At 70.2% G+C, this 20,835-nt stretch carries 20 protein-coding genes; 7 read left to right on the top strand and 13 right to left on the bottom strand.

What is annotated here, in order from left to right:
* Positions 1-243 precede the first annotated feature (243 nt).
* Together ABL312_RS20290 and ABL312_RS20285 are read left to right on the top strand one after the other, a co-directional pair.
* Positions 244-1,329, top strand: a complete 1,086-nt coding sequence (locus tag ABL312_RS20290) for a polysaccharide deacetylase family protein (RefSeq protein ID WP_349359211.1) — start codon at positions 244-246, stop codon at positions 1,327-1,329.
* A complete protein-coding gene (locus tag ABL312_RS20285; RefSeq protein ID WP_349359210.1) occupies positions 1,326-2,522 on the top strand; it encodes a glycosyltransferase family 4 protein in 1,197 nt (398 codons plus the stop codon). The genes ABL312_RS20290 and ABL312_RS20285 overlap by 4 nt, the downstream gene beginning before the upstream one ends.
* Here ABL312_RS20285 and ABL312_RS20280 read toward each other — a convergent pair.
* Both ABL312_RS20280 and ABL312_RS20275 read right to left on the bottom strand, forming a co-directional pair.
* Positions 2,486-3,850 (bottom strand): UDP-phosphate alpha N-acetylglucosaminyltransferase, encoded by a 1,365-nt coding sequence (locus ABL312_RS20280; protein WP_349359209.1) that lies wholly within the window; start codon positions 3,848-3,850, stop codon positions 2,486-2,488. The genes ABL312_RS20285 and ABL312_RS20280 overlap by 37 nt on opposite strands.
* Positions 3,851-3,884: 34 nt before the next feature.
* Entirely contained in the window at positions 3,885-5,936 is a 2,052-nt protein-coding gene (locus ABL312_RS20275) for a GumC family protein (RefSeq protein WP_349359208.1), read from the bottom strand.
* Positions 5,937-6,232: 296 nt separating this feature from the next.
* On the opposite strand from ABL312_RS20275, the gene ABL312_RS20270 reads away from it, so the two are divergent.
* Positions 6,233-7,033 (top strand): WecB/TagA/CpsF family glycosyltransferase, encoded by an 801-nt coding sequence (locus ABL312_RS20270; protein ID WP_349359207.1) that lies wholly within the window; start codon positions 6,233-6,235, stop codon positions 7,031-7,033.
* Positions 7,034-7,045: 12 nt separating this feature from the next.
* Here ABL312_RS20270 and ABL312_RS20265 read toward each other — a convergent pair whose 3' ends face one another.
* A complete protein-coding gene (locus ABL312_RS20265) occupies positions 7,046-7,792 on the bottom strand; it encodes a cobalt-precorrin-6A reductase (protein WP_349359206.1) in 747 nt (248 codons plus the stop codon).
* Positions 7,780-8,898, bottom strand: coding sequence for a cobalt-precorrin-5B (C(1))-methyltransferase (locus ABL312_RS20260; RefSeq protein WP_349359205.1), 1,119 nt, complete (start codon positions 8,896-8,898; stop codon positions 7,780-7,782). The genes ABL312_RS20265 and ABL312_RS20260 overlap by 13 nt, the downstream gene beginning before the upstream one ends.
* Positions 8,899-9,028: 130 nt before the next feature.
* On the opposite strand from ABL312_RS20260, the gene cobA reads away from it, so the two are divergent.
* Both cobA and ABL312_RS20250 read left to right on the top strand, forming a co-directional pair.
* The gene (gene cobA, locus ABL312_RS20255; RefSeq protein ID WP_349359204.1) at positions 9,029-9,904 is read left to right on the top strand and encodes a uroporphyrinogen-III C-methyltransferase; all 876 of its coding nucleotides are present in this window, start codon (positions 9,029-9,031) and stop codon (positions 9,902-9,904) included.
* The gene (locus tag ABL312_RS20250) at positions 9,901-11,217 is read left to right on the top strand and encodes a cobyrinate a,c-diamide synthase (protein ID WP_349359203.1); all 1,317 of its coding nucleotides are present in this window, start codon (positions 9,901-9,903) and stop codon (positions 11,215-11,217) included. Before cobA ends, ABL312_RS20250 begins: the two co-directional genes overlap by 4 nt.
* Positions 11,218-11,282: 65 nt before the next feature.
* On the opposite strand, the gene ABL312_RS20245 is transcribed toward ABL312_RS20250, so the two are convergent.
* The 9 genes from ABL312_RS20245 to ABL312_RS20205 all read right to left on the bottom strand — a co-directional run bounded on the left by ABL312_RS20245 (position 11,283) and on the right by ABL312_RS20205 (position 19,283).
* Positions 11,283-11,912, bottom strand: a complete 630-nt coding sequence (locus ABL312_RS20245; RefSeq protein ID WP_349359202.1) for a class I SAM-dependent methyltransferase — start codon at positions 11,910-11,912, stop codon at positions 11,283-11,285.
* A gap of 72 nt (positions 11,913-11,984) precedes the next feature.
* A complete protein-coding gene (locus ABL312_RS20240; protein WP_349359201.1) occupies positions 11,985-12,611 on the bottom strand; it encodes a methyltransferase domain-containing protein in 627 nt (208 codons plus the stop codon).
* 78 nt (positions 12,612-12,689) lie between these two features.
* The gene (gene cobM, locus ABL312_RS20235; RefSeq protein ID WP_349359200.1) at positions 12,690-13,463 is read right to left on the bottom strand and encodes a precorrin-4 C(11)-methyltransferase; all 774 of its coding nucleotides are present in this window, start codon (positions 13,461-13,463) and stop codon (positions 12,690-12,692) included.
* Positions 13,460-15,280, bottom strand: coding sequence for a precorrin-3B C(17)-methyltransferase (gene cobJ / locus ABL312_RS20230; protein ID WP_349359199.1), 1,821 nt, complete (start codon positions 15,278-15,280; stop codon positions 13,460-13,462). Before cobJ ends, cobM begins: the two co-directional genes overlap by 4 nt.
* Positions 15,250-16,023, bottom strand: coding sequence for a precorrin-2 C(20)-methyltransferase (cobI, locus tag ABL312_RS20225; protein ID WP_349359198.1), 774 nt, complete (start codon positions 16,021-16,023; stop codon positions 15,250-15,252). Before cobI ends, cobJ begins: the two co-directional genes overlap by 31 nt.
* Positions 16,020-17,237 carry a precorrin-6y C5,15-methyltransferase (decarboxylating) subunit CbiE gene (cbiE, locus tag ABL312_RS20220; protein WP_349359197.1) on the bottom strand — a complete coding sequence of 406 codons (1,218 nt, stop codon included), beginning with the start codon at positions 17,235-17,237 and terminating at the stop codon, positions 16,020-16,022. Before cbiE ends, cobI begins: the two co-directional genes overlap by 4 nt.
* The gene (locus tag ABL312_RS20215; RefSeq protein ID WP_349359196.1) at positions 17,234-17,896 is read right to left on the bottom strand and encodes a precorrin-8X methylmutase; all 663 of its coding nucleotides are present in this window, start codon (positions 17,894-17,896) and stop codon (positions 17,234-17,236) included. The genes cbiE and ABL312_RS20215 overlap by 4 nt, the downstream gene beginning before the upstream one ends.
* On the bottom strand, positions 17,893-19,017 hold the full coding sequence (locus ABL312_RS20210; protein ID WP_349359195.1) for a sirohydrochlorin chelatase: 1,125 nt from the start codon (positions 19,015-19,017) through the stop codon (positions 17,893-17,895). Before ABL312_RS20210 ends, ABL312_RS20215 begins: the two co-directional genes overlap by 4 nt.
* Positions 19,017-19,283, bottom strand: a complete 267-nt coding sequence (locus ABL312_RS20205; RefSeq protein ID WP_349359194.1) for a DUF6732 family protein — start codon at positions 19,281-19,283, stop codon at positions 19,017-19,019. The genes ABL312_RS20210 and ABL312_RS20205 overlap by 1 nt, the downstream gene beginning before the upstream one ends.
* 402 nt (positions 19,284-19,685) lie before the next feature.
* Here ABL312_RS20205 and ABL312_RS20200 point away from each other — a divergent pair, with 402 nt between their 5' ends.
* Both ABL312_RS20200 and ABL312_RS20195 read left to right on the top strand, forming a co-directional pair.
* On the top strand, positions 19,686-20,207 hold the full coding sequence (locus ABL312_RS20200) for a cupin domain-containing protein (RefSeq protein WP_349359193.1): 522 nt from the start codon (positions 19,686-19,688) through the stop codon (positions 20,205-20,207).
* Between the two features lie 73 nt (positions 20,208-20,280).
* Positions 20,281-20,805 carry an ACT domain-containing protein gene (locus ABL312_RS20195; RefSeq protein ID WP_349359192.1) on the top strand — a complete coding sequence of 175 codons (525 nt, stop codon included), beginning with the start codon at positions 20,281-20,283 and terminating at the stop codon, positions 20,803-20,805.
* Positions 20,806-20,835: the final 30 nt, after the last annotated feature.

Genomic DNA, 20,835 nt, shown 5'->3' with positions numbered 1-20,835 from the left:
TCTTAATTCGCGGTGATCCCGATCACACACAGCCGCACCGGGCATCCGCCGCACCGCTGTTAACCACCGAATAACCACGACCTCAAGTAACCGCCGCCGCAGCCGGATTTTCAACCGTGCATTCAGGGACCGCGGTGCAATCTGAACGGGCGCGTCGGCGACATGCGCCCGCGCCCGAAACGCTCACACCGATCGTTCGCGACAATGGCCCGTTGCACGGGCGAGGAAAAGAAGCCAGGACGGATGACACCGCTCCAGACCGTGATACCGCGTACCGGCCTTTTCGGACGCGCCAAACGCAGGATCAAGACGCTCGGCCTGCGGGGCTTGCGCGCGACCGGCGCCTCCGCGCTGATCGGACGCATCTACGGCGGGCGCGGCGTGATCCTGATGTTTCACGATTTCACGCGAGATCCGCACGCGAACCTCGATCAGGGGTGCCACATCGAGGACCTCGACCGCATTCTCGACCGTCTGCGGCGCCGGGGCCGCGACATCGTCACGCTGGACGAGGCGATGGCGCGGCTCGCCGATCCGCGGGCGCGCCCCTTCGCGGTCCTGACCTTCGACGACGGCTATCGGTCGAACCGCGATCTGGCGCTCCCCGTTCTCGAACGGCACGAGGCGCCGGCGACGATCTACGTTCCCACGGGCGCGGTCACGCGGACGCTGAATGCCTGGTGGCTCGGCTTGAGACAGCTTTTCCTGGATTACGACACGGTGGATATCGCGCCCATGGGCCTGCGGTTCCTGTGCCCGGATTTCGACAGCAAGATCGCCGGACTGCGGCGCGCCACCGCCTGGGTGTGGGAAGACTTCCGGCGCGAGGAGCAGTTGCGCGACACATTCTCCGCGCATGGCATTTCGCTGCCCGATCTGGTGGACCGCCACCTGATCGGCGAGGCCGGCATGATCGAACTCGACCGCCATCCCCTGATCGAGATCGGCGCCCACACCACCACGCATCGCGCGCTGGCGCGGCTTGCGCCCGACGAGGTGCGCCGCGACATCGCCGACAACAAGGCCTGGCTGGAGGAAAAACTCGGTCGCGAAGTCCCGCATTTCGCCTACCCTTACGGCGCGCCGTCGATCTCCGGCACGCGGGAGGCGGAGATCGTGCGCGGCCTCGGGTTTCGCACCGGCGTCACCACCACCGAGGGGTGCCTGTTTCCCAATCACCTCTCGACCCCCTTCCTCCTGCCGCGCCAGAACGCGGAATACACCGAGGACGGGGCGGCCTATGCCGCCTGCGGGATCGACGGCGTGTTCCGGGCGCTGGCCACGCGGGGGGGAAACCCGGTTGCGGTCGGCGCGGGAGCGGGCGCATGACACAGGTGGTCCGCATCGATCCGTCCCGCACGACCGTGACGCCGCAAGACCCCGCGGATGCGCCGCCGCTGCGCGACCGGGCGCTCGTCCATGTTGTGCGTCAGTACAAGCCGAGCGTCGGCGGGCTGGAGGATTTCGTCGCCAGCCTGGCCGCCCAGCAGCGCGGCCGCTTCAAGCGCATCCGCGTCGTGACCTGCGACCGCGTGTTTCGCGGCGACGGGGCGAAACTGCCGAAACGCGAGATCATCGACGGCATCGAGGTGGTGCGCCTGCCCTATGTCGGCTCGCCCCGCTATCCCGTCACGCCCGGCGTTCTCTCGGCGATCCGTGACGCGGATCTGGTGCATGTGCATGCCGTCGACTTCTTCTTCGACGCGCTCGCCGCCACCCGCTGGCTGCATCGCAAGCCGCTCATCGCCACCACGCACGGCGGCTTCTTCCACAGCCCCGCCTATCGGCGGATCAAGCAGACCTGGTTCGCCACGCTGACGCGCGCCTCGGCCGCCGGCTATCGGGCGCTCGCCTGCTGCAGCCGGTCCGACTTCGAACGCTTCCGCACCATTGCGCCAACACGCGCGCGGCTGATCGAAAACGGCGTCGACATCGGCAAGCTGGCGGACGCAGGCGCGAAAGACCCGGTCAAGGGTCTCGTCACCGTCGGGCGGCTGGCGCAGAACAAGCGCGTCGACCGGCTGCTCGACGCACTCGCCGTTCTGGTGCGCAACGATCCCGCCTGGCACCTCGACATCATCGGCACGCCCTTCGACTGGAGCGCGGAAGACGTCGCCGCGATGATCGCCGAACGCGGTCTGACGACGCATGCGCGGCTGCATGTCGGTCCTTCCGACGCCGAGATGCGCGAGATTGTCGGCCGCGCGAGCCTCTTCGTCAGCGCCTCGGTCTACGAGGGCTTCGGCATCGCCCTGATCGAGGCGATGAGCGCCGGCCTCGCGCCGGTGGTGGAAGGCAACGCCGCCTTCCGCGCCTTCGCGGACGCGCATGACGGCATCGCGATCACGGATTTCGCGCAAGCCGAAACGGCGGCGCGGGCGATCTCGGAGACCTTCGCCCGCCTGTCGCATGGCGATGTCGCGCGCTTGCGTGCCGAGGCGATGGCGGTGGCTGAAGGCTATTCCTGGCCCGCGACCGCCGCGCGCTACGAGGCGCTGTACCGCGAGGCGCTCGGCGTCTGACGCCGCGCGCGCGGCGGGTGCGTCGCCTGGCGTGCCGACGGGTGCCAGTCGGACGGCTGCCAGCCGGGAGACAGGCGCGCCGCTTTCTTCCCCTTGGCGGGAAATCCCGGCCATACATCCGTCGCTCCGACGCACAGCCACAGGAGCGCGGCCGTCTTGATCGAGTAGAGCGAGTTCGAGACGATCATCAAAAGGCAGATGTAGGTCACGACCAGGGCGCGGAAGCGCCAGGCATCCCAGGAGCGCACCGGCACGAAGATGAAGGCCGTCCAGAGCCCCAGCACGCCGATGAGGCCGAACTGGTGCAGCGTCGCCGCATAGCCGTTGTCGGCCAGAAAGCCGCCGTAGGAGGACACGCCGAACACGGCCGGCAGGTCCAGCTTCAGGAACAGCCGCGCGGCGTGGAACCAGCGCCCGCCGAGATTGTCCTGCCAGGAAAGCTGGCTGGTCCACATGCCGTAGAGCACCAGCGCCAGCGCGATCATGACCGGCACGCACCACCAGATCACCCGGGGCACGACGCGATAGACCAGCACGACGGAGGCCACCGCGAGCGTCACGAACATGCCGAAGCGCGCGTCCGCCATCACGATCACGATGCCGGCGGCGGCGAAGAGCGCCCAGCGGCCCGCCATGTCCTTGCGAAACAGCGCCCACATGGCAAGAAACGCGCCGAAGTTGCCCGTGGAGACCGGCTCGAGAAACACCGAGGACACGCGGTGCTCGCCCAGAAAGGGGAAGAAATTGCGCCCCTCCGGCCGGATGCCGCTGATGAACAGCGACGAATCCTCGTGGAAATTGTCGCCGGCCGAAATCGTGCCGCGCGCCACGTAATAGTCGTTGATGTTGACGAAGGACACGAAGGTGTCGAGCAGGAAGTACTCGAAGGCGCCGATGGCGATCACGATCCCGGCACACAGCAGCACCAGCCGGTCGACGGAGCGGATGTCGCGCACCCCGCGACCCAGGAAGTAGAAGCAGATCGGGATCAGACCGTCGCGCAGCGCCTTCAGGTCGAGTTCCGGGCGCAGCGCCATGATCAGCGCCATATAGGCGAAGAAGAGCGCCAGCACGACATAGAGGTCGACGCGCCGGTCGACCGCGAGCACGAGCCCGGTGCCGAGCAGCACGATCTCCACCAGCATCACGTGCGATTCGGAAATCCCCATGACCCGCGTGTTGACGAAGGCCAACCCGAAATTGAACACCATGGCGCCGAGGACGATCGCGAAGACCGCGCGCAGCCACAGATCGTAGACGGCCGGGCGCGCCGCGAAGGGTGTGAAGCCCGCCGGCGCGGCACGCAGCGGCCCGGCCCGCGCGGGCACGGGGCCGGCGTGCGCGGGCGCCGCCCGGGGGGGATCACGCCGCAAGCGCGACATTTCCGATCATCCGGTCGCGCCAGGGCTGGAGCAGCGTCAGGCTGCGGTCGAGATCCTGCCGGCGGGTGGCGCCGAGGCAGGTGACGAGAACGATGGCGTCGCATTCGCCCAGCAGCATCGGCAGGAAGGGATTGGACAACGCCGACCCGCCATCGACCAGCAGGAACTCGCTGTCGACCGCGCCGAGCCCGTCGACGCCCGTCGCGGGAACCCGCCCGTCCAGCCGCTCGACCCGGAAGCCGGCGGCGGAAATGCCGCCCGCCACGGGAAGGGGGGCCATATCATCCCGCTCCGCCGGACCGCCGCGACGACGGCTCGACAGGCGCGAGCGCGCAGGCGCGGCCGCATCCGACACATCCGGCTCGTCCGCCGCGTCGCGCGGACGCGCCAGCAGCACATCCTCGCCCATGTCATACAGCCCCATGGCGATGGCGCGCACCAGCGGCGACAGCGCCGGCTCCGGCCCGGCCGAGACGACCAGCACCTGCGCCGGGCGCTCGTCGGCGAAGGCATGACGCAGCGCATAGGCGATGCGGGTGATCGCCAGATGACGTTCGCTTGCCTCCGCGCGTGGATCCGCCCCGGGCAACAGGCGGGCAAGGCGCCCGTCGCGCACGCCCGCGGCCCCGGGGGTGGTGACGCGCGCGAGCAAGGGCACGCCGGTGCGCTCGACCAGTTCGCGATCCGAGCCGAGCTTGCCGTTCACCATCTCCCAGGCGATGCCGCCGCCGGCTGCCAGAACGAAGCCGAAGACGCCGGCCGCCGCCAGCACGATCAGCCCCGAGGGACCGCGCGGCTTGAGAGGGGCCACGGCACGCGACAGGATGCGGGAATTGGTGGTGTCGATCCCCTGCTGCTCTTCCAGTTCGTTCGCCCGCGCCAGGAAGGACTTGTAGACGGTGGCAAGCGATTCCGCCTCGCTTTCCAGCTGGCGCAGGCGGATCTGCGCCCGGTTCTGGTCCACATTCGTCGACGACAGCCGCTCCGCCTCGCTCTGAAGCGCGATGACATTGGCTTCCGCGCGCTGCAGGTCGCTGTCCACCGAGCGGCGCACCCGCGCCAGTTCGTCGGCGATCAGGCTGCGGGTGTTGTCGAGCTGGGAGCGCAGCTCGCGCAGCTGCGGATGGTTGGCGCCCAGCGTGGTGGCGGCCTGCGCCTCGCGCTCGGCGGCCCGCGCGAACTGCGCGCGCAGCGAGTCGAGCGTCGAGGTCTGCAGGTTGACGGGCAACGCCCCGGCCTCGATGTCGGTGACGGTCAGGCGTTGCAGCAGATCGGCGTTGCTCTTGGCGCGTTCCAGTTCCACCCGCGCTTCCGTCAGTTGCGTGTTGATCTCCTGAAGCTGCTGGTCGACGACCAGACCGCGTTGCTGGGTGCTGATCAGGCCGTTCTCGGCGCGGAAGTTTTCCACCGCCGCCTCGGCCGTCTCGACGCGCTGCTTGAGATCGGCGGCCTGGCGCTGAAGCGCCACGCTGGCGCGCAACGTCGCATCGGCGCGCACGCGCCGCGCCTCGTCGAGATAGGCCCGCGCCGCCTCGTTGGCGATGGCGGCGGCCTGGAACCGGTCGGGGTGGGTGGCGTAGATGTCGATCACGAAGGCGCGCTCGATGCGTGTCGCCTGAAGCCGCTCGCGCAGGCCTTCGATCGCCGCCGTGCGGATTTCCTCCGCCGTCAGATCGGGGGCCGTCTTGCCGAGCAGCCGGTCGATGAGGCCGACTTTCAGGTCGATGATCGCGGTATCGTTTTCCAGATCGAGCCGTTCCACGACCTCGTCGAGGACGGCCTGCGACAGGATCACGAAGGTCTGGCTGTCGACGGCGAGGCGCTGCAGCGATTCCCCGGCGCGCCGGTCGACGATGTCCTCGCCCACGATCTGCAGGCCCTGCGGCTCGATCAGAAGCTGCGCCTTGGCACGATAGACCGGCGTCTTCGTCGCCAGAAAGCCGAGGGCCAGCATGGCGCAGACGAGCGGCAGCACGATCAGCCAGATCAGGTTCTTCCGCAGGATCCCGGGGATCTGATAAATGTCGATCATTCGCCTTCGCCACCTGTTGTCCAGCCGCGCAACGGATCGGGGCCGGGAATGCCGCCTCTCGCGCGCGACCTGCCTCCCTCATGTGTGCGCGAACATGGTTAATAAATCGCAAGTGGCGGCAAGCGTTGGACGCAAGCTGCACGATGCGCTAACGCTGCATTCACGCTTGGCGCGATTTCCGCGCGCGCCTTAGCCTCCTGTTTGTCCCCGTGTCCGACGATCGCCGGCGATCCCGCGCATCGTTTCCTCAACCCCGACGCCGGTTCTCGCGGACCGGCCAGCAAAAAGGCCCGGCGATGCCGACACCGCCTCCCCCGTCAGGCTCGTCTTTCGTCGACGCGGACATCGCGGCCGAGCACGTGACCATCGGTCCCGTGACGCTCGCGCGGATGACGCTGGGCGAGGCGGTGGCGCGGTTGCTGGAGCGAGTCGCCGCCCGTCGCAAGACCCGGGTCGCCTTCGCCAACGCGCATTGCCTGCTTCTCGCGATGGACGATCCGCGCGTCGCCGACACGCTGTCGCGCTTTCTGGTGCTCAACGACGGCACCGGCGCGGAAATCGGCGCGCGCCTTCTGACCGGGACCGGCTTTCCCAACAATCTGAACGGCACGGATTTCGTGCCCGCCCTGCTGGCCGCCGCCCCCGCCGGCACGCGGCTCTACCTGTTCGGCGCCCGGCCGGAGGTCGTGGCGCGTGCCGCGACCGTCTTCGGCGAGGCCCACCCGCAGATCACCGTCTGCGGCCATCGCGACGGCTATTTCGCTCCGGAAGAAACCGACGACATCGTCGCCGGCATCAATGCCGCGCAACCCGACATCCTGCTGGTCGCCATGGGCAACCCGAAGCAGGAACAGTGGATCGACGCGGTGTCCGACCGGCTCGACGTGCCGCTGGCGCTCGGCGTCGGCGCGCTGTTCGACTTCACCGCCGGCGCCGTGGTGCGCGCCCCGCGCGCGTTTCGGGTCGTGGGGATGGAGTGGGTGTTCCGCTTCCTGCAGGAGCCGCGCCGGCTCGGCAAACGCTACACGCTCGGCGTCGTGCGCTACCTGTGGAAGATCGGCCGCCTGTGGCTGGCGGCGCGCTTCGCCCGCGCCTGAGCACGGACGCGCTCACCTCACTTGCCCGGCGCGATCCGCGATCCAGGCCAGCGCGCCCGCCACATCCGCCACGGTCTCGGCGCGCGGCAAAGACGGTCGGCGCACCAGAATGACCGGCAAGCCCAGGTCACGGGCGGCCACAATCTTGGCCGCGCCCGCCGCGCCACCGCTGTTCTTGGCCACCACATGCGTCGCGCCATGGCCGGCGAGCAGCCGGCGCTCGACGTCGGGGTCGCCCGAGGGACGCGCCAGCACCAGACGTCCGCGCGGCAGGAGCTGATCGGGCGCCGGCGGATCGATCATCCGCATCAGGCAGACGAGATCGGTTCGTCCCGCGAAGGCGCCGATCTCCTGGCGCCCGATGGCGAGAAACGGCCGCGCGCCGGGGGGAAGGGCCGCGACCGCTGCGGCAAGATCCGCAACCTCGATCCAGCGGTCGCCGGTCTCCGCCCGCCAGGGCGGGCGCTCCAGACGCACAAGGGGCACGCACGCGGCCGCGCAAGCCTTCACCGCATTGGCGGAGATGCGCGCGGCGAAAGGATGCGTTGCATCGATCACCGCCTCGATCGCCTCGTCACGCAGAAAGGCGGCCAACCCCTCCGCGCCGCCGAAGCCGCCGATGCGCAGGCGCCCGTCCTGCGGTGCCGGGCGCGCCACCGCGCCCGCGAGCGACACGATCACCGCGTGCGACGTCTCCTCCGCAAGATCGCGGGCCAGCGCCCTCGCCTCGCGCGTACCGGCGAGGATCAGGAGGCGCATCGGGCCGGCCCGTCATCGAAGGGCGCCTCGGCGACGATTGCCCCGGCCCGGTCGACCACCAGAACCTCCACCTCGACCGGCGCGTCGCGCAGCGTCTTGCGGATCGCGCGATGCGCGCCGCGCGCGACCTCGCCGGCGACATCGATGCCTTGCGCATGGGCGCGGTCCAGCACCTCCTTGGCCGTGTTCGCGTCCCGCGCGGCGGCAACGAGATCGGCACTTGCGCCTGTTGCCGCCAGCAGATCGGCGAGCGCCTCGAAATCGACGCGGCTGCGGGCCGAATGCAGGTCGAGCGCCCCTTGCGCCAGTTTCACCAGCTTGGCGAAGCCTCCGGCGAGCGTCAGACGCGGCACGGGATGGGCGCGCAGATATTTCAGCATCCCGCCGGCGAAGTCGCCCATGTCGAGAAGCGCCATATCGGGCAGATGCGGATGGCGCGCCCGCGCCGCCGCCTCCGATGTCGCGCCGGTCGCGCCGATCACATGCGTCAGTTGGGCCGCGCGCGCCACATCGATGCCGCGATGGATGGAGGCGATCCAGGCCGCGCAGGAAAAGGGGCGCACGATGCCGGTCGTGCCGAGGATCGACAGCCCGCCGACAATGCCGAGGCGCGGGTTCATGGTCTTTTCGGCAAGCGCCTCACCGCCGGGGATGGAGATTTCCACCTCCACGTCGCCGCTGGTGCCGAAACGTGTCGCGACCTCCGCGATGGCCTCGCCGATCATCTTCCGCGGAACGGGATTGATCGCCGGTTCGCCGGGCGGGATCGGCAGCCCCTCGCGCGTCACCGTGCCGACGCCCGCGCCGGCCCTGAAGCGCAGGCCCTCCCCCGCGCCCAGATGGCGCACCCGGGCGAGAACCAGCGCGCCGTGGGTCACGTCGGGATCGTCGCCCGCGTCCTTGACGATGCCGGCCAGCGCCGTGTCGCCGTCAAGCGCCTCGCGCGCGAGCGCGAAGGCGGGCCGCTCGCCCTTCGGCAGCGTCACCTCAACCGGATCGGGAAACGCGCCGGTCACCAGCGCCTGATAGGCCGCCTTGGCCGCCGCCGCCGCGCAGGTGCCCGTGGTCCAGCCACGGCGCAGCTTTGTGTGATCCTCGCCCGTCATGGCGCGGATCATAGGGCGGCGCCGGGTCCGCGTCATCCGCCCTCGCCCGTCGACGACGTCGCATTTCCATCGAGACCAGACGCATCTCGACCTTGGCGCGGGCGGGCCTGCGTCGTACAACATTCTCACGATGACCGATGTACCGCCCCTGACGCTCGAGGCGCTCGCGCCGCCGACCATCGCGCTGCCGGAGTTTTCCCCCGGCACGGTGTGGCTTGCCGGCGCCGGCCCCGGCGACCCGGGGCTTTTGACGCTGCACGTCCTGAACGGCCTGCGCCAGGCCGATGTGATCGTCTATGACGCGCTGGTCGACGAGCGCATTCTCGAGCTTGCCAAGCCGGGCGCGCGGATCGACTACGCCGGCAAGCGCGGTGGCAAACCCAGCCCGAAGCAGCGCGACATCTCGCTCAAGCTGATCGAACATGCCCGCGCCGGACACCGCGTGCTGCGGCTCAAGGGCGGCGATCCCTTCGTCTTCGGGCGCGGCGGCGAGGAGGCGCTGACGCTGGTCGCCGCCGGCGTGTCCTTCCGCGTCATCCCCGGCGTCACGGCCGGGATCGGCGGGCTCGCCTATGCCGGCATTCCCGCCACCCACCGCGACACCAATCAGGCGGTCACCTTCCTGACCGGCCACGACCAGACGGGGCTGACGCCGTCGGCCATCGACTGGACGGCGGTGGCGAAGGGCTCGCCCGTCATCGTCATGTATATGGCGATGAAACATCTGGCGCTGATCACCGGCAAGCTGATCGAGGGCGGACGCCGTCCGGAAGAGCCGGTCGCCATCGTGTGCAACGGCTCGCTGCCGCATCAACAGGTGCTGGAAACGACGCTCGGCCGGGCCGCGGAAGACGCGAAGGCGGCGACGCTCGAACCGCCGGCCATCGTCTGCGTCGGCGAGGTCGTGCGGCTGCGCGCCGGGCTCGACTGGCTCGGCGCGGCGGCGGCGGGCCGCGTGCTCGACCCCGATCCGCTGGACCTGCGCGCAACCTCCGAGACCGGATGAGCGACCGCTTGCCCCCCGGTCTGGTGATCGCCGCGCCGGCCTCCGGCAGCGGCAAGACGACGGTGACGCTCGCGCTGCTGCGCGCGCTGCGCCTTCGGGGGCTCGCGGTCGCAAGCGCCAAGGCCGGGCCCGACTATATCGATCCCGGCTTTCATACGGCCGCGAGCGGACGCTCCTGCGTCAATCTCGATCCCTTCGCCATGCGCGGGCCCCTGCTGCATCGGCTCGCCGCCGAGCAGGCGCGCGGCGCGGATCTCCTGGTGGTGGAAGGGGTGATGGGCCTCTTCGACGGGGCGGCCACCGGCGCGGGATCGACGGCCGATCTCGCGGCCGCCCTCGGCCTTCCGGTCGTGCTGGTGGTCGACGCGGCCCGGCAGTCCCAGTCGGTCGCCGCCCTCGTGCGCGGCTTTCGCGATCACCGCGCCGACGTCACCGTCGCCGGCGTGCTGCTCAACCGGGTGGGCAGCGCGCGCCACCGCGCCATGCTCACGGACGCGCTTTCGGAGATCGACATGCCCGTCGTCGGCGCCCTGCCGCGCGACGCGGGCCTCGCCCGGCCCGACCGGCATCTGGGTCTGGTTCAGGCCGGCGAGCACGGCGATCTCGATGCCTTTCTCGACGGCGCCGCGAAAAAACTTGCCGCACACTGCGACCTCGACCGCCTGCGCGCGCTCGCCCGTCCCTTGCGCGCCGGGCCCGCACGGGGGTCCGATGAGGCCGCCCCGCTCCCGCCCCCGGGACAGCGCATCGCGGTGGCCCACGACGTGGCCTTTGCCTTCGCCTATCCGCATCTGCTCGACGGCTGGCGGACGCAAGGGGCGGAACTCCTCCCCTTCTCGCCGCTCGCCGACGAGGCGCCCGCCCCGGACTGCGACGCCATCTATCTGCCGGGCGGCTATCCCGAACTCCATGCGGGACGCATCGCCGGCGCGGCGGCCTTCGTCTCAGGGGTCCGCGCGGCGGCCGCACGCGGCGCGCTGATCTACGGCGAATGCGGCGGCTACATGGTGCTGGGCGACGCCCTGACCGACGCCGACGGCACCGCGCATGCGATGCTGGGCCTGCTGCCGCTGGAGACGAGTTTCGCAGAGCGCCGGCGCCATCTCGGCTACCGCCGGCTCCACGCGTTTGCCGGCGCGCCCTGGCGGGGGGCGCTCACGGGCCACGAGTTCCACTACGCGACGACCCGCTTCGAAGGCGCCGGCCAACGCCTGTTCGAGGTCCGGGACGCGGGCGGCAAACGCCTCGGCGACATGGGCCTGCGGGTCGGCCGCGTCATGGGCTCATTCATGCATGTGATCGACCGGGCGTAGATCGCCCGGATCGGGGCAGGCATGTGATCGACCGGGCGTGAACCGCCCGGCCAGAAAGATCGGTCTCAGGCGGCCTGAAGCACGCACAGCCGGCAGCGGTAGCCGGCCTTTTCGTGGTAGGGCGCCTCGTCGGTCGACAGGACCTTCACCCGGCCGGCCTTCTCCATCGCCGCCAGATGGTCGGCATAGCCGTCCTTGTCCCAGACCTTCTCGTGCACGGTGACGACCACGGGGGCGCCGGGGCGCGCCACGCGGGCCAGTTCGTCGATCGCCTGCGGGCCGACATGGCCGCTGGTGAACACGCCGACGCTGACCACCCCGTCATAGGTGTCGTCGGCGATGTCGAGCGGCTTGGTGAGATCGGCCTCGGCGAGCTTGCGGTAAACGCGCTTTTCCTCGGCCTGCTCCAGCATGCCGGCGCTCAGATCCACCCCGTCGATGTCCACATCGACGTCGCCTTGCCGGCTCAGTTCCAGACCGACGAGCCCGGTGCCGCAGCCCGCGTCGAGAACGGTCCCGGCGGCGTCCAGACGCTCCGCCAGCATCTTCGCCGCGAGAGCGGGCGCGACATAGCCCATGCCGTCAAGCGTGTCGGTGTCGTAGCTTTCTGCCCAGTCCGCGTAGAGCGAGCGGATCTCCTTCCGATCGCCACCAAGGGCATAGGCGCGTTTCAAGAGCGGATTGTCCGTCTCCATGCGTGTCTCCTTCTGGCTTGGTGTGCCGCAAGCCTAGGGGGTTCCACCGGAGATTTCAAATGCCCGCAAGTTTCACGCAGCTTCCAGAACGCAAAGCCGGCAAAAGATCCCCTCGTTGCCGTGATAGGGGCTGTGCGTGATCGCGCGGATGCGGATTCGCCCGTCGGCGTCCAGCTTCGAGATGTAGCTGTCGAAACCGTCCGCCTCCCAGGCCGTATCGCGCACCGTGAGCACGATGGGCGCACCGGGTCTGGCGATGCGGATCACCTCGTCGAGGCCGCCGGGTCCGACGTGCCCATTGGTGAAAACGCCGGCGCTGACGATCCCGTCGTAGCTGTCGTCGGGGATGTCGAGCCTTCCCATGAGGTCGCCCGTCATCAGCCGGCGATAGGCGCCGGTTTCGGCCGCCTCGTCGAGCATGCCCTGCGTCAGGTCGAGACCGTCGATCTGCAGGGTGGCGTTGCGCTTCTTCAGCTCCAGCGCGACGAGACCGGTGCCGCAGCCGGCGTCCAGGATTTCCGCCTTGTCCGAGACCAGAGGGGCCAGGGCCTCGGCGGTGACGACATGCCCGACATAGCCGATGGTCTCGATCATGTCGGCGTCGTAATCCTTTGCCCACTCCCCGTAGAACTCGGTGATCCGGCCCTTGTCTCCCCCCAGAGAGATGGCGCGCACAAGCAGCGGATTTTCCGGCGACATGACAGACCTCCTTGTCGGTTTATGACGAGGAGACCCTAAGTAGCGTCTGTGCGCGATGCAAATCCGGGGCTGTGGACGTCAGGCCGGCGCCTTGCGCTTCGGCCGCAGCACATGGACATGATCGGCGTCGTAGAGCGCGCTGTCGCGGAAGTCCTGATCCGGATCGAGCGCGCGGCCGACGAAGATCAGCGCGGTGCGGGTGAGCTTTGCCTCGCGCACCTTTTCGCGAATGTCGGCGAGCGTCCCGTGAAGGAACGTCTGATCCGGCCAGCCCACCCGATAGGCCACGACGACCGGGCAATCGGCGCCGTAGAGCGGGGTGAGCTGGCGCTCGATCTCGCGCAGGTTGCGGATCGACAGGTGAATGGCGAGCGTCGCGCCGGTGCGCCCGAGCGTTTCCAGATCCTCGCCCTCCGGCATGGCGGAGGACTTCATCGCCGTGCGGGTCAGGATCACCGTCTGGGCAATTTCCGGCACGGTGAGTTCGCGCCCCAGAGCGGCGGCCGCGGCCGCGAAGGCCGGCACGCCCGGCGTCACGTCGAAGGGGATGTCGAGCGCCTTCAGCCGCCGGATCTGTTCGGCGATGGCGCCATAAAGGGACGGATCGCCGGAATGCACGCGGGCGACGTCCTGCCCCTTCTCCTGCGCCGCGACGATCTCCGCCATGATCTCGTCCAGCGTCAGCGGTGCCGTGTCGACGACGCGCGCGCCCTCGGGCGCCGCCGCGACCACCGCCTCGGGCACCAGCGACCCGGCATAGAGACACACGGGGCAGCTCTGGATCAGCTTCAGCCCGCGCACGGTGATCAGGTCCGGATCGCCCGGTCCGGCGCCGATGAAATGGACGGTCATAGCTTTTCCTCGATCCTCTTGGCGTAGCCGCGCGGGGTGTAGACGAAGGGCGTGCCCGCTCCTGTCATGACCGCCCGCGAGGCGCTGGAGCCGACCAGCACGGTGGTCAGCATGTCGACCTCGTCCACGGTCAGCGCCTCGAGCGTCGTCACCCGCACGCTCTCGCCGGGCCGGCCGAGATTGACGCCGAGCACCACGGGCGTGTCGGCCGGGCGGTGGGCGAGCAGGATCTCGCGGGCCGCCGCCAGTTGCGTGCGCCGGCGTTTCGAGACCGGATTGTAGAAGGCGATGACGAAATCGCCCCGCGCCGCCGCCTCAAGGCGCTGCTCGATGGCCTCCCAGGGGGTGAGAAGATCCGACAGCGAGATGGTGCAGAAATCGTGCCCCAAGGGCGCGCCGATCAGCGCCGAGACCGCCTGAAGCGCGGAGATGCCCGGCGCGTTCACCACCTCGATGCGGCGCGCGGCATCCGACACGCCGCCCTCGCCCACGGCCCGGTCGAGCAGTTCGTAGACGAGCGCGCCCATGGCGTAGATGCCGGCATCGCCGGAGGACACGAGCGCCACCGAGCGCCCCTCGCCCGCGCGTTCCAGCGCGAAGCGCACGCGTTCTTCCTCCGCGCCGAGCGGAAAGGAATGACGTGACTTGCCCTGAATGAGCGGCGCGACGAGATCAAGGTAGAGCGAATAGCCGACCACCTCGTCGGCCTCCGCCAGCAGCCGCGAGGCCTGCGGCGTGCGCCAGTCGTCGCGCCCGGGACCGATGCCGATCACCGACAGGCGCCCGCGCGCGCGGCCGATCCCCGTCGGCGAAAGCGGATCGGCAGCGCGGGCCACCGCCACCGTGGCATTGGCGGACTTTCGCTTTTCCACCAGAAGCGCGCCGTCCGGTCCCGCGGCGGCAAGAGCTGCCCCCTCGCTGACCCCGTGACAGCCGACCTCGGCGAAGACCACCTCGGAGGGATTGGCCAGACGCGGGCGTTCTTCCTCCAGCCGCGCGGCCGGGAAGACGCGCACCGGCACGCCGAGCGTTTCGGCCAGCGCATGGACCGCCGGCTCGTCGGCCTTCAGATCGAGGGTGGCGACGAGCGCGACGGCGCCTTCCGCGACATTTGCGTCGGCCAGCGTGTCGCGCACCAGTGTGATCAATTCCTCGGCCGGACAGCCGCGCGCGCAGCCGACCCCGAGGGCCAGGCGCCTGGGGTGATAGACCAGCGTGCCGGAACCGCCCGCGCGGCGGGTCTCGGTCACGGCGATCGTCAGATCGGCCTCGTCGGCCACGGGCAGGCGCGCCCGCGACAGCCAGGGCGCGTCGCCCTCCAGACGCACCGGCTCGCCGGCGAGCAGCCGCGCCATGACGCCCTTGGCATCCTCCAGATTGGCAAGCCACCAGCCGGCTGGCGGCGCGTCGAGCGCGACGCCAAGCGCCGTGTCGCCGGCGGTGGTGACCGCCGCGTGCCCCTCCAGCACCTCGGCGATCTGACGGGCCAGGGAATTCGCGCCGCGATGGCCGCCGAGCAGCGGCACGACACTGGCGCCGTCCTCCGAGACGGCGAGCACCGGCGGTTCCTGACGCTTGTCCTCGATCACGGCGGCGAGCGCGCGAATGAGAATGCCCGACGCGCAAACGCCGACAATCGGCGTGCCCGCCTGATAGAGCGCGCGGATGTGGCTGAGCGTCTCGGCGAAGGCGACGTCGAGCCCGGGCACGCGATGGGCAAGGCCGTGCAGCGTGGCGCCGGGCATCGCCTTGGCGATGCGTCGGGCCGTTTCCTCGGCGGCCGGTGTCAGGACGAGGACTGCGGGGGAAGCATCCACGCTTCGTCTCCCTTGTAGATGAGGATCATGGAAAAATATGGCGCGGCGTCGGCGCTCACCTCGGCAAGCGGCGCGACGCGCTCGCTGTCGAGCGTCGCGCGCTCCACGTAGCCGGCATGGGCCAGAAGCCCCATGTCGGCGATCAGCCGCCTGAGCCTTTCGAGATGGCGGCCGACCTTCATGATCGCCACCGCCTGCGCCGCCCCGATGCGGGCGCGCAGGTCGGCGTCGGGCAGCGGCCCCGGCAGCACCGTGAGCACGTCGTTGCGCGCCGTCAAAGGCCGGGCGAGCCGCGCCGCGCAGGCCGTCAGCGAGGTGACGCCGGGGACGATCTCGGCTCGAAACCGTCCGCCCAGCCGCTCGAAGAGATACATGAAGGAGCCGTAGAAGAACGGATCGCCCTCGCACAGCACGACGACATCCTCGCCCGCCTCCAGCTCCGCGGCGATCTCCGCGCTTGCGCGGTCGTAGACGGCCTTTGCGGGAAAGCGCGCCACGCGCATCGGCACGACGATCGGGATTTCGCGGGCCTGCGCGGGGATCGCGTCGGCGGCGATCGAGCGGGCGAAACTCGCCCCGTCGTCCGGCGCGGGATAGGCGATCACGCGCGCGTTCGAGATCAGGCGATGCGCCTTCAGCGTCATCAACTCCGGATCGCCGGGGCCGAGCCCGACGCCATAAAGGGTTCCGGAGGGCTTTCCGGTCGACGGGCCGGTGGGGAGGTGCGCCGGATCGGCACTCATGGCTTGACGAGGCTCCATTGGGTGACGGGCATCAGGGGGCGCCAGCCGGTGAGGCCGCCGACCGGGCTCGCGCGGGCGATGGACAGCCGGCAAAGCTCGCCGCCGTGGCGGGCGTGCGCGGCAAGCAGCACCGCCTCGCTTTCCAGCGTCACCGCGTTGGCGACCAGCCGGCCGCCGGGCCGAAGCGCGGCCATCACCGCGTCGACGATGCCCGGCGCCGTCAGGCCGCCGCCGAGAAACACCGCATCGGGGTCCTCCAGTCCATCAAGCGCATCCGGCGCGGTGGCGTCGCGCAGATCGAGGTGGGGCGTGCCGAGTGCCGCGGCATTGGCGCGCGCGGTCGTCCGGCGCGCGTCGTTCGGCTCCAGTGCGATGGCCCGCGTCCCGCGCGCGGCGCGCAGCCATTCGATGGAGACCGCACCGGAGCCCGCGCCGATGTCCCACAGGAGCGCGCCGGGCACGGGCGCGAGCCGGGCGAGCGTCACGGCCCGCACCTCGCGCTTGGTGATCTTGCCGTCGTGGCGGAAGGCGTCGTCCGGCAGCCCCGGCACGCGGGCGCGCAAGGGGGTGTCGCGGACCGGCACCGCCTCGATGGCGAGCACATTGAGATCATTGACCGTTTCGCACCAGCCTTCGGCGGTGCCGCTGACGCGCCGTTCGCGAGGGCCGCCGAGATGTTCCAGCACCGTCAGCCGGCTCGCGCCATAGCCCTCATCGGCGAGCAGGTCGGCGATGTCGGAGATCGCCGCGCCGTCCGAGGTCAGACACAGGAGCCGGGCGCCGGGAAAGAGGCACGCGCGCATGGCATCGAGCGGACGCCCATGCAGCGACAGGATCTCCACCTCCTGCAGGGGCCAGCCGAGCCGGGCGGCCGCGAGCGACAGGGACGAGGGCGCGGGAAGCACCAGCATTTCGTCCGCCGCGATATGTCGAGCGAGCGTCGCGCCGATGCCGAACCACATGGGATCGCCGCTGGCGACCACGACCGTCGGCGTGCCGCGCGCGGCCAACAGCGCCTCGAGCCCCGCGCGAAAAGGCGAGGGCCAGGGCGTGACCGCGATCCCGGCGGGGGCGAGCAGGTCACGGTGGCGCGCGCCACCGAAGACGCGGCCCGCCTCGTCAAGCGCCCGGCGCGCCAGCGGCGGCAGTCCCTCGGCCCCGTCATCGCCAAGGCCGACCACGGTGAGCCAGGGGGCCAGGGTCTGCCCGCTCACGGGCGCGCCTCCTCCGGCACGCCGCCGGCCAGCGCGTTGAGCGCGGCCGCGGCCATTGCGGAGCCGCCGCGCCGGCCGCGCAGGACAAGACAGGGAATGGCGAAGGGATTGGCGAGAAGCGCGTCCTTGGATTCCGCCGCGCCGACGAAACCGACGGGAAAGCCGAGGATCGCGGCGGGGCGGGGAAACCCCGCGCCAATGCGCTCCAGCAGATGAAACAGCGCCGTCGGCGCATTGCCGACGACGACGACGGCCCCGTCGAGATCGTCGCGCCACAGATCGACCGCCGCCGCCGAACGCGTGGTGCCAAGTTCCCGGGCAAGGCCAGGGACGCGCGGATCGCCCAGTGTGCAGATCACCCGGTTTCGCGCCGGCAGACGGTCGGCGATGATGCCTTCCGCCACCATGCGCACATCCGTGAGGACCGGGGCGCCGGCGCGCAGGGCCGCGCCCGTACGCTCGGCGATGTCGCCGGTCCAGGCGAGGTCGGCGATCACCTCCGGCATGCCGCAGGCATGGATGAGGCGGATCGCCGCCGGATGCAAGGCGGCCGGCACGGCGTCCAGATCGGCCTCGCCGCGTACGATGGCGAAGGACTGGCGATAGATCGCCGCCGGGTCGCGTTCGTAATCGTAGCGCGGCGGCCCGTCCGCGATCACCCCTCCCGCCTCATGGATTTCGGCCCGAGCGGGTGATCCGCATGGGGATAGGGCGGATGGTGATGGTCGTGATCGTGGGCATGGTCGTGGCCATGCGCGTGCCCGTGGTCGTGATCATGATCGTGGCCATGCCCGTGATGGTGGTGGTGATGATGCCCGCGCGGCTCCTTCTCGCAGGCGCCGGTGCAGGTCACATCGCAAAGCTGGCATTCGGCCTCCGGGCCCAGCCCCTCGACATGGTGGTGATGGCTTTCCTGCGGCCGCCCGACGTCCGCCTCGAATCCGAGCACCTGTTCGCGGTACTTGCACATCTGGCAGTTCATCAGGTTGGCGCCCTGCAGGATCTCCTGCACACGGTCGGCCATCGTGTCGATCACCTGCGGGTGGTCGTTCAGATAGCCGGCCTTGAGGAACTCGATGTCGGGATGGCGCTCTGCCACCTCGTCGGTGCGGTTGTAGATCCGCGAGACCAGGACCCCGGAAAACAGAAAGTACGGGAAGACGACGATGCGCTTGTAGCCGAGCCGTGCGGCATGCTCGAGCCCGGGCTCCACCAGCGGAAAGGTCACGCCAGAATAGCAGGTCTCCGCCCAACCGAAGCCGAAGCCCTCCCACAGCATGCGGGTGATCTTGGCGACGTTGGAATTGGCGTCCGGGTCCGAGGCGCCGCGTCCGACGACCATCAGCAGCGTTTCATGCAGCGGCACGTCGCTTTCGGCGGCGTCCAGCGCCTCCTGGATGCGCGCCCCGGCCGCGCGGATCATGCGCGGATCGACGGCGAGCTCGCGACCGTAGTCGATGGTCACGCCCGGGTTCTGCGCCTGATAGGTGTTGAGCACCGACGGAATATCGTTCTTGGCGTGACCGGCGGCAAAGAGCATGCCCGGAACGGCGAGGATGCGGGTGCATCCGGCCTCGCGCAATTTGTCGAGGCCGTCCTTGATCACCGGATTGGCAAACTCCAGGTAGCCGTATTCGACCGGCCAGCCGGGAAAGCGGCTGCGCAGGCCTTCGGCGAGCTGCGCGAATTCCTGCACCGCACCGCGATTGCGGCTGCCGTGGCCGCAGATCATCAGGCCGAGCTTTTCGCCCGCCGGCGTTTCTCCGACAAGATCCGCCATCACGCCGCCCCTTCTTCGGCCGGATCGCCGGCCTTGTCCGCCGCGTCGGCCTCCGCATCGGCGCTCTTTTCGCCCTTGCGCCGTCCGGCGATGGCGAGCCCCGCGGCCAGGGCGGCGGCGGCCGCGACCGCGGCGACCCCGACCCAATGCGAGTGTCCGGCGAGTTCCCCCACATGCCCGAGGTGAGCCTGCGCGGTCGCCGGCGTCATCGCCGTCGCCGCCAGGAGTGCCGACAGCGCATGGCGTGCCGTCTTGTGCCGCATCATATCCGTCTCCCCGACCAAAGCCGTGCCGCAGGCGCCCGCAGGAACGGGACGCGCGACCGCGTGAACAAGGCAACGCCATGTCGAGGGAGAGAAACCGGTCGAACGCACGAGCACCCATGGCGCCCCACCGGGGACGCCGCGCGCGATCGAGCCGTTCCGACAGCTCCGGACTGGACCCCCGGGTTGGGTCGGTCGCCACCGGATTCGCTTTCAGTCCCTCAAGGGACGCCGTCTCTTCAGGATGAATCCCGAAGCCGCACGCTAGTGGAGGGCAGCCGGCGCATCAAGGTCGAATTGCGACACCGGTCAGTCCGGCCCACGCCCGCGCACGGCAACCGCCTGTTCACGCTTGCCGTGCCATTGTGCGGCAGCATCCTGCAACCGTGGAGGGACAGACGGTCGATGGCACTTCAGGACACCACCCCGATCATGCGGACCGCGGCGGCTCCTTCCGCCGTCGCCCTGCCGGGTCTTGCCCATGCGGTCCCGACCACGCTGCCCCTGGCACCGGCCCCGATCGATCCCGATTGGATCCTGGAGGGCGCGCCGCAGGCGCGCGCGGCGCAGATCGCACACGCCGCAGACGGCCGCGCCACGCTGTCGGTGTGGGACTGCACGCGCGGACGTTTCCACTGGTATTTCGGCGGCGACGAGGCGGTCCACATTCTGGACGGCGCGGTGAATGTCACCGGTCCCGACGGCCGGACGCGGCATCTGGTCGCGGGCGACGCGGCGTGGTTTCCCGCCGGCACGTGGTTCGAGTGGGATGTGCCGGAGTATGTCCGCAAGGTCGCCTTCTGCCACGATCCGGTGCCAGCCGTCGCGCGGCTGCCGCTCAGGGTCTGGGGCAGGCTCGGGCGCATCGCCGCGCGGGTCCTGCGCGGTCGCCGTACCCGCGCGCCCGGAGGCCGCACGCCGGCGTGACGCGCCGGACCGCATGATCTAGTCTTCCCTGCAAAATCACACGCGCCAAAAGCACACACGGGGGAAGCGCATCATGTCCACCACCTCTCTTGTCGCCACCGTGATCGCCGACGACCGGCCGGGGCTCGTCCAGCGGCTGGCGGATGTCATCGCCGCCCATGACGGCAACTGGATCGAAAGCTCGATGGCGCGGCTCGCCGGCGAGTTCGCCGGCATCGTGCGCATCGAGGCGCCGAGCGACAGGGCGGACGCGCTGGAAGCCGGCCTGCGGGCGCTGGAGGCGGACGGCATCCATACCACCTTGCGGCGCAGCGACACGGCGCGGGAATCGCACGGCCAGCACGCGCGCATCTCCATCGTCTGTCAGGATCACGCCGGCATCGTGCATGCCCTGTCGGCGGCCCTGGCCGAGCGCCAGGTCAGCATCACCCATCTGGAGACGGAGGTCTTCGCCGGCTCCATGAGCGGCGAACGCATGTTCCGCGCCGAACTGGACGTCGTGCTGCCGGTCGACCTCGACACGCGCGCGCTGGCCGAGACGCTGGAGGATCTCGCCGGCGACCTGATGGCCGAGATCGACTTCGCCGACATCGGCTAGGACGCGCCAGGGCCGGAAGACCTCGCCCCG

The sequence above is a fragment of the Stappia sp. genome, assembly GCF_040110915.1.
Taxonomy (GTDB): Bacteria; Pseudomonadota; Alphaproteobacteria; order Rhizobiales; family Stappiaceae; genus Stappia.
This window is presented reverse-complemented; position numbering and strand designations above follow the sequence as displayed.

What these genes read in the sequence shown, in the direction of transcription:
- ABL312_RS20290 (WP_349359211.1), top strand. Translation starts at nt 244, where the DNA reads ATGACACCGCTCCAGACCGTGATACCGCGTACCGGCCTTTTCGGACGC.
- ABL312_RS20285 (WP_349359210.1), top strand. Translation starts at nt 1,326, where the DNA reads ATGACACAGGTGGTCCGCATCGATCCGTCCCGCACGACCGTGACGCCG.
- ABL312_RS20275 (WP_349359208.1), bottom strand. Translation starts at nt 5,936, where the DNA reads ATGATCGACATTTATCAGATCCCCGGGATCCTGCGGAAGAACCTGATC.
- ABL312_RS20270 (WP_349359207.1), top strand. Translation starts at nt 6,233, where the DNA reads ATGCCGACACCGCCTCCCCCGTCAGGCTCGTCTTTCGTCGACGCGGAC.
- ABL312_RS20265 (WP_349359206.1), bottom strand. Translation starts at nt 7,792, where the DNA reads ATGCGCCTCCTGATCCTCGCCGGTACGCGCGAGGCGAGGGCGCTGGCC.
- ABL312_RS20260 (WP_349359205.1), bottom strand. Translation starts at nt 8,898, where the DNA reads ATGACGGGCGAGGATCACACAAAGCTGCGCCGTGGCTGGACCACGGGC.
- cobA (WP_349359204.1), top strand. Translation starts at nt 9,029, where the DNA reads ATGACCGATGTACCGCCCCTGACGCTCGAGGCGCTCGCGCCGCCGACC.
- ABL312_RS20250 (WP_349359203.1), top strand. Translation starts at nt 9,901, where the DNA reads ATGAGCGACCGCTTGCCCCCCGGTCTGGTGATCGCCGCGCCGGCCTCC.
- ABL312_RS20245 (WP_349359202.1), bottom strand. Translation starts at nt 11,912, where the DNA reads ATGGAGACGGACAATCCGCTCTTGAAACGCGCCTATGCCCTTGGTGGC.
- ABL312_RS20240 (WP_349359201.1), bottom strand. Translation starts at nt 12,611, where the DNA reads ATGTCGCCGGAAAATCCGCTGCTTGTGCGCGCCATCTCTCTGGGGGGA.
- cobM (WP_349359200.1), bottom strand. Translation starts at nt 13,463, where the DNA reads ATGACCGTCCATTTCATCGGCGCCGGACCGGGCGATCCGGACCTGATC.
- cobI (WP_349359198.1), bottom strand. Translation starts at nt 16,023, where the DNA reads ATGAGTGCCGATCCGGCGCACCTCCCCACCGGCCCGTCGACCGGAAAG.
- ABL312_RS20210 (WP_349359195.1), bottom strand. Translation starts at nt 19,017, where the DNA reads ATGGCGGATCTTGTCGGAGAAACGCCGGCGGGCGAAAAGCTCGGCCTG.
- ABL312_RS20205 (WP_349359194.1), bottom strand. Translation starts at nt 19,283, where the DNA reads ATGATGCGGCACAAGACGGCACGCCATGCGCTGTCGGCACTCCTGGCG.
- ABL312_RS20200 (WP_349359193.1), top strand. Translation starts at nt 19,686, where the DNA reads ATGGCACTTCAGGACACCACCCCGATCATGCGGACCGCGGCGGCTCCT.
- ABL312_RS20195 (WP_349359192.1), top strand. Translation starts at nt 20,281, where the DNA reads ATGTCCACCACCTCTCTTGTCGCCACCGTGATCGCCGACGACCGGCCG.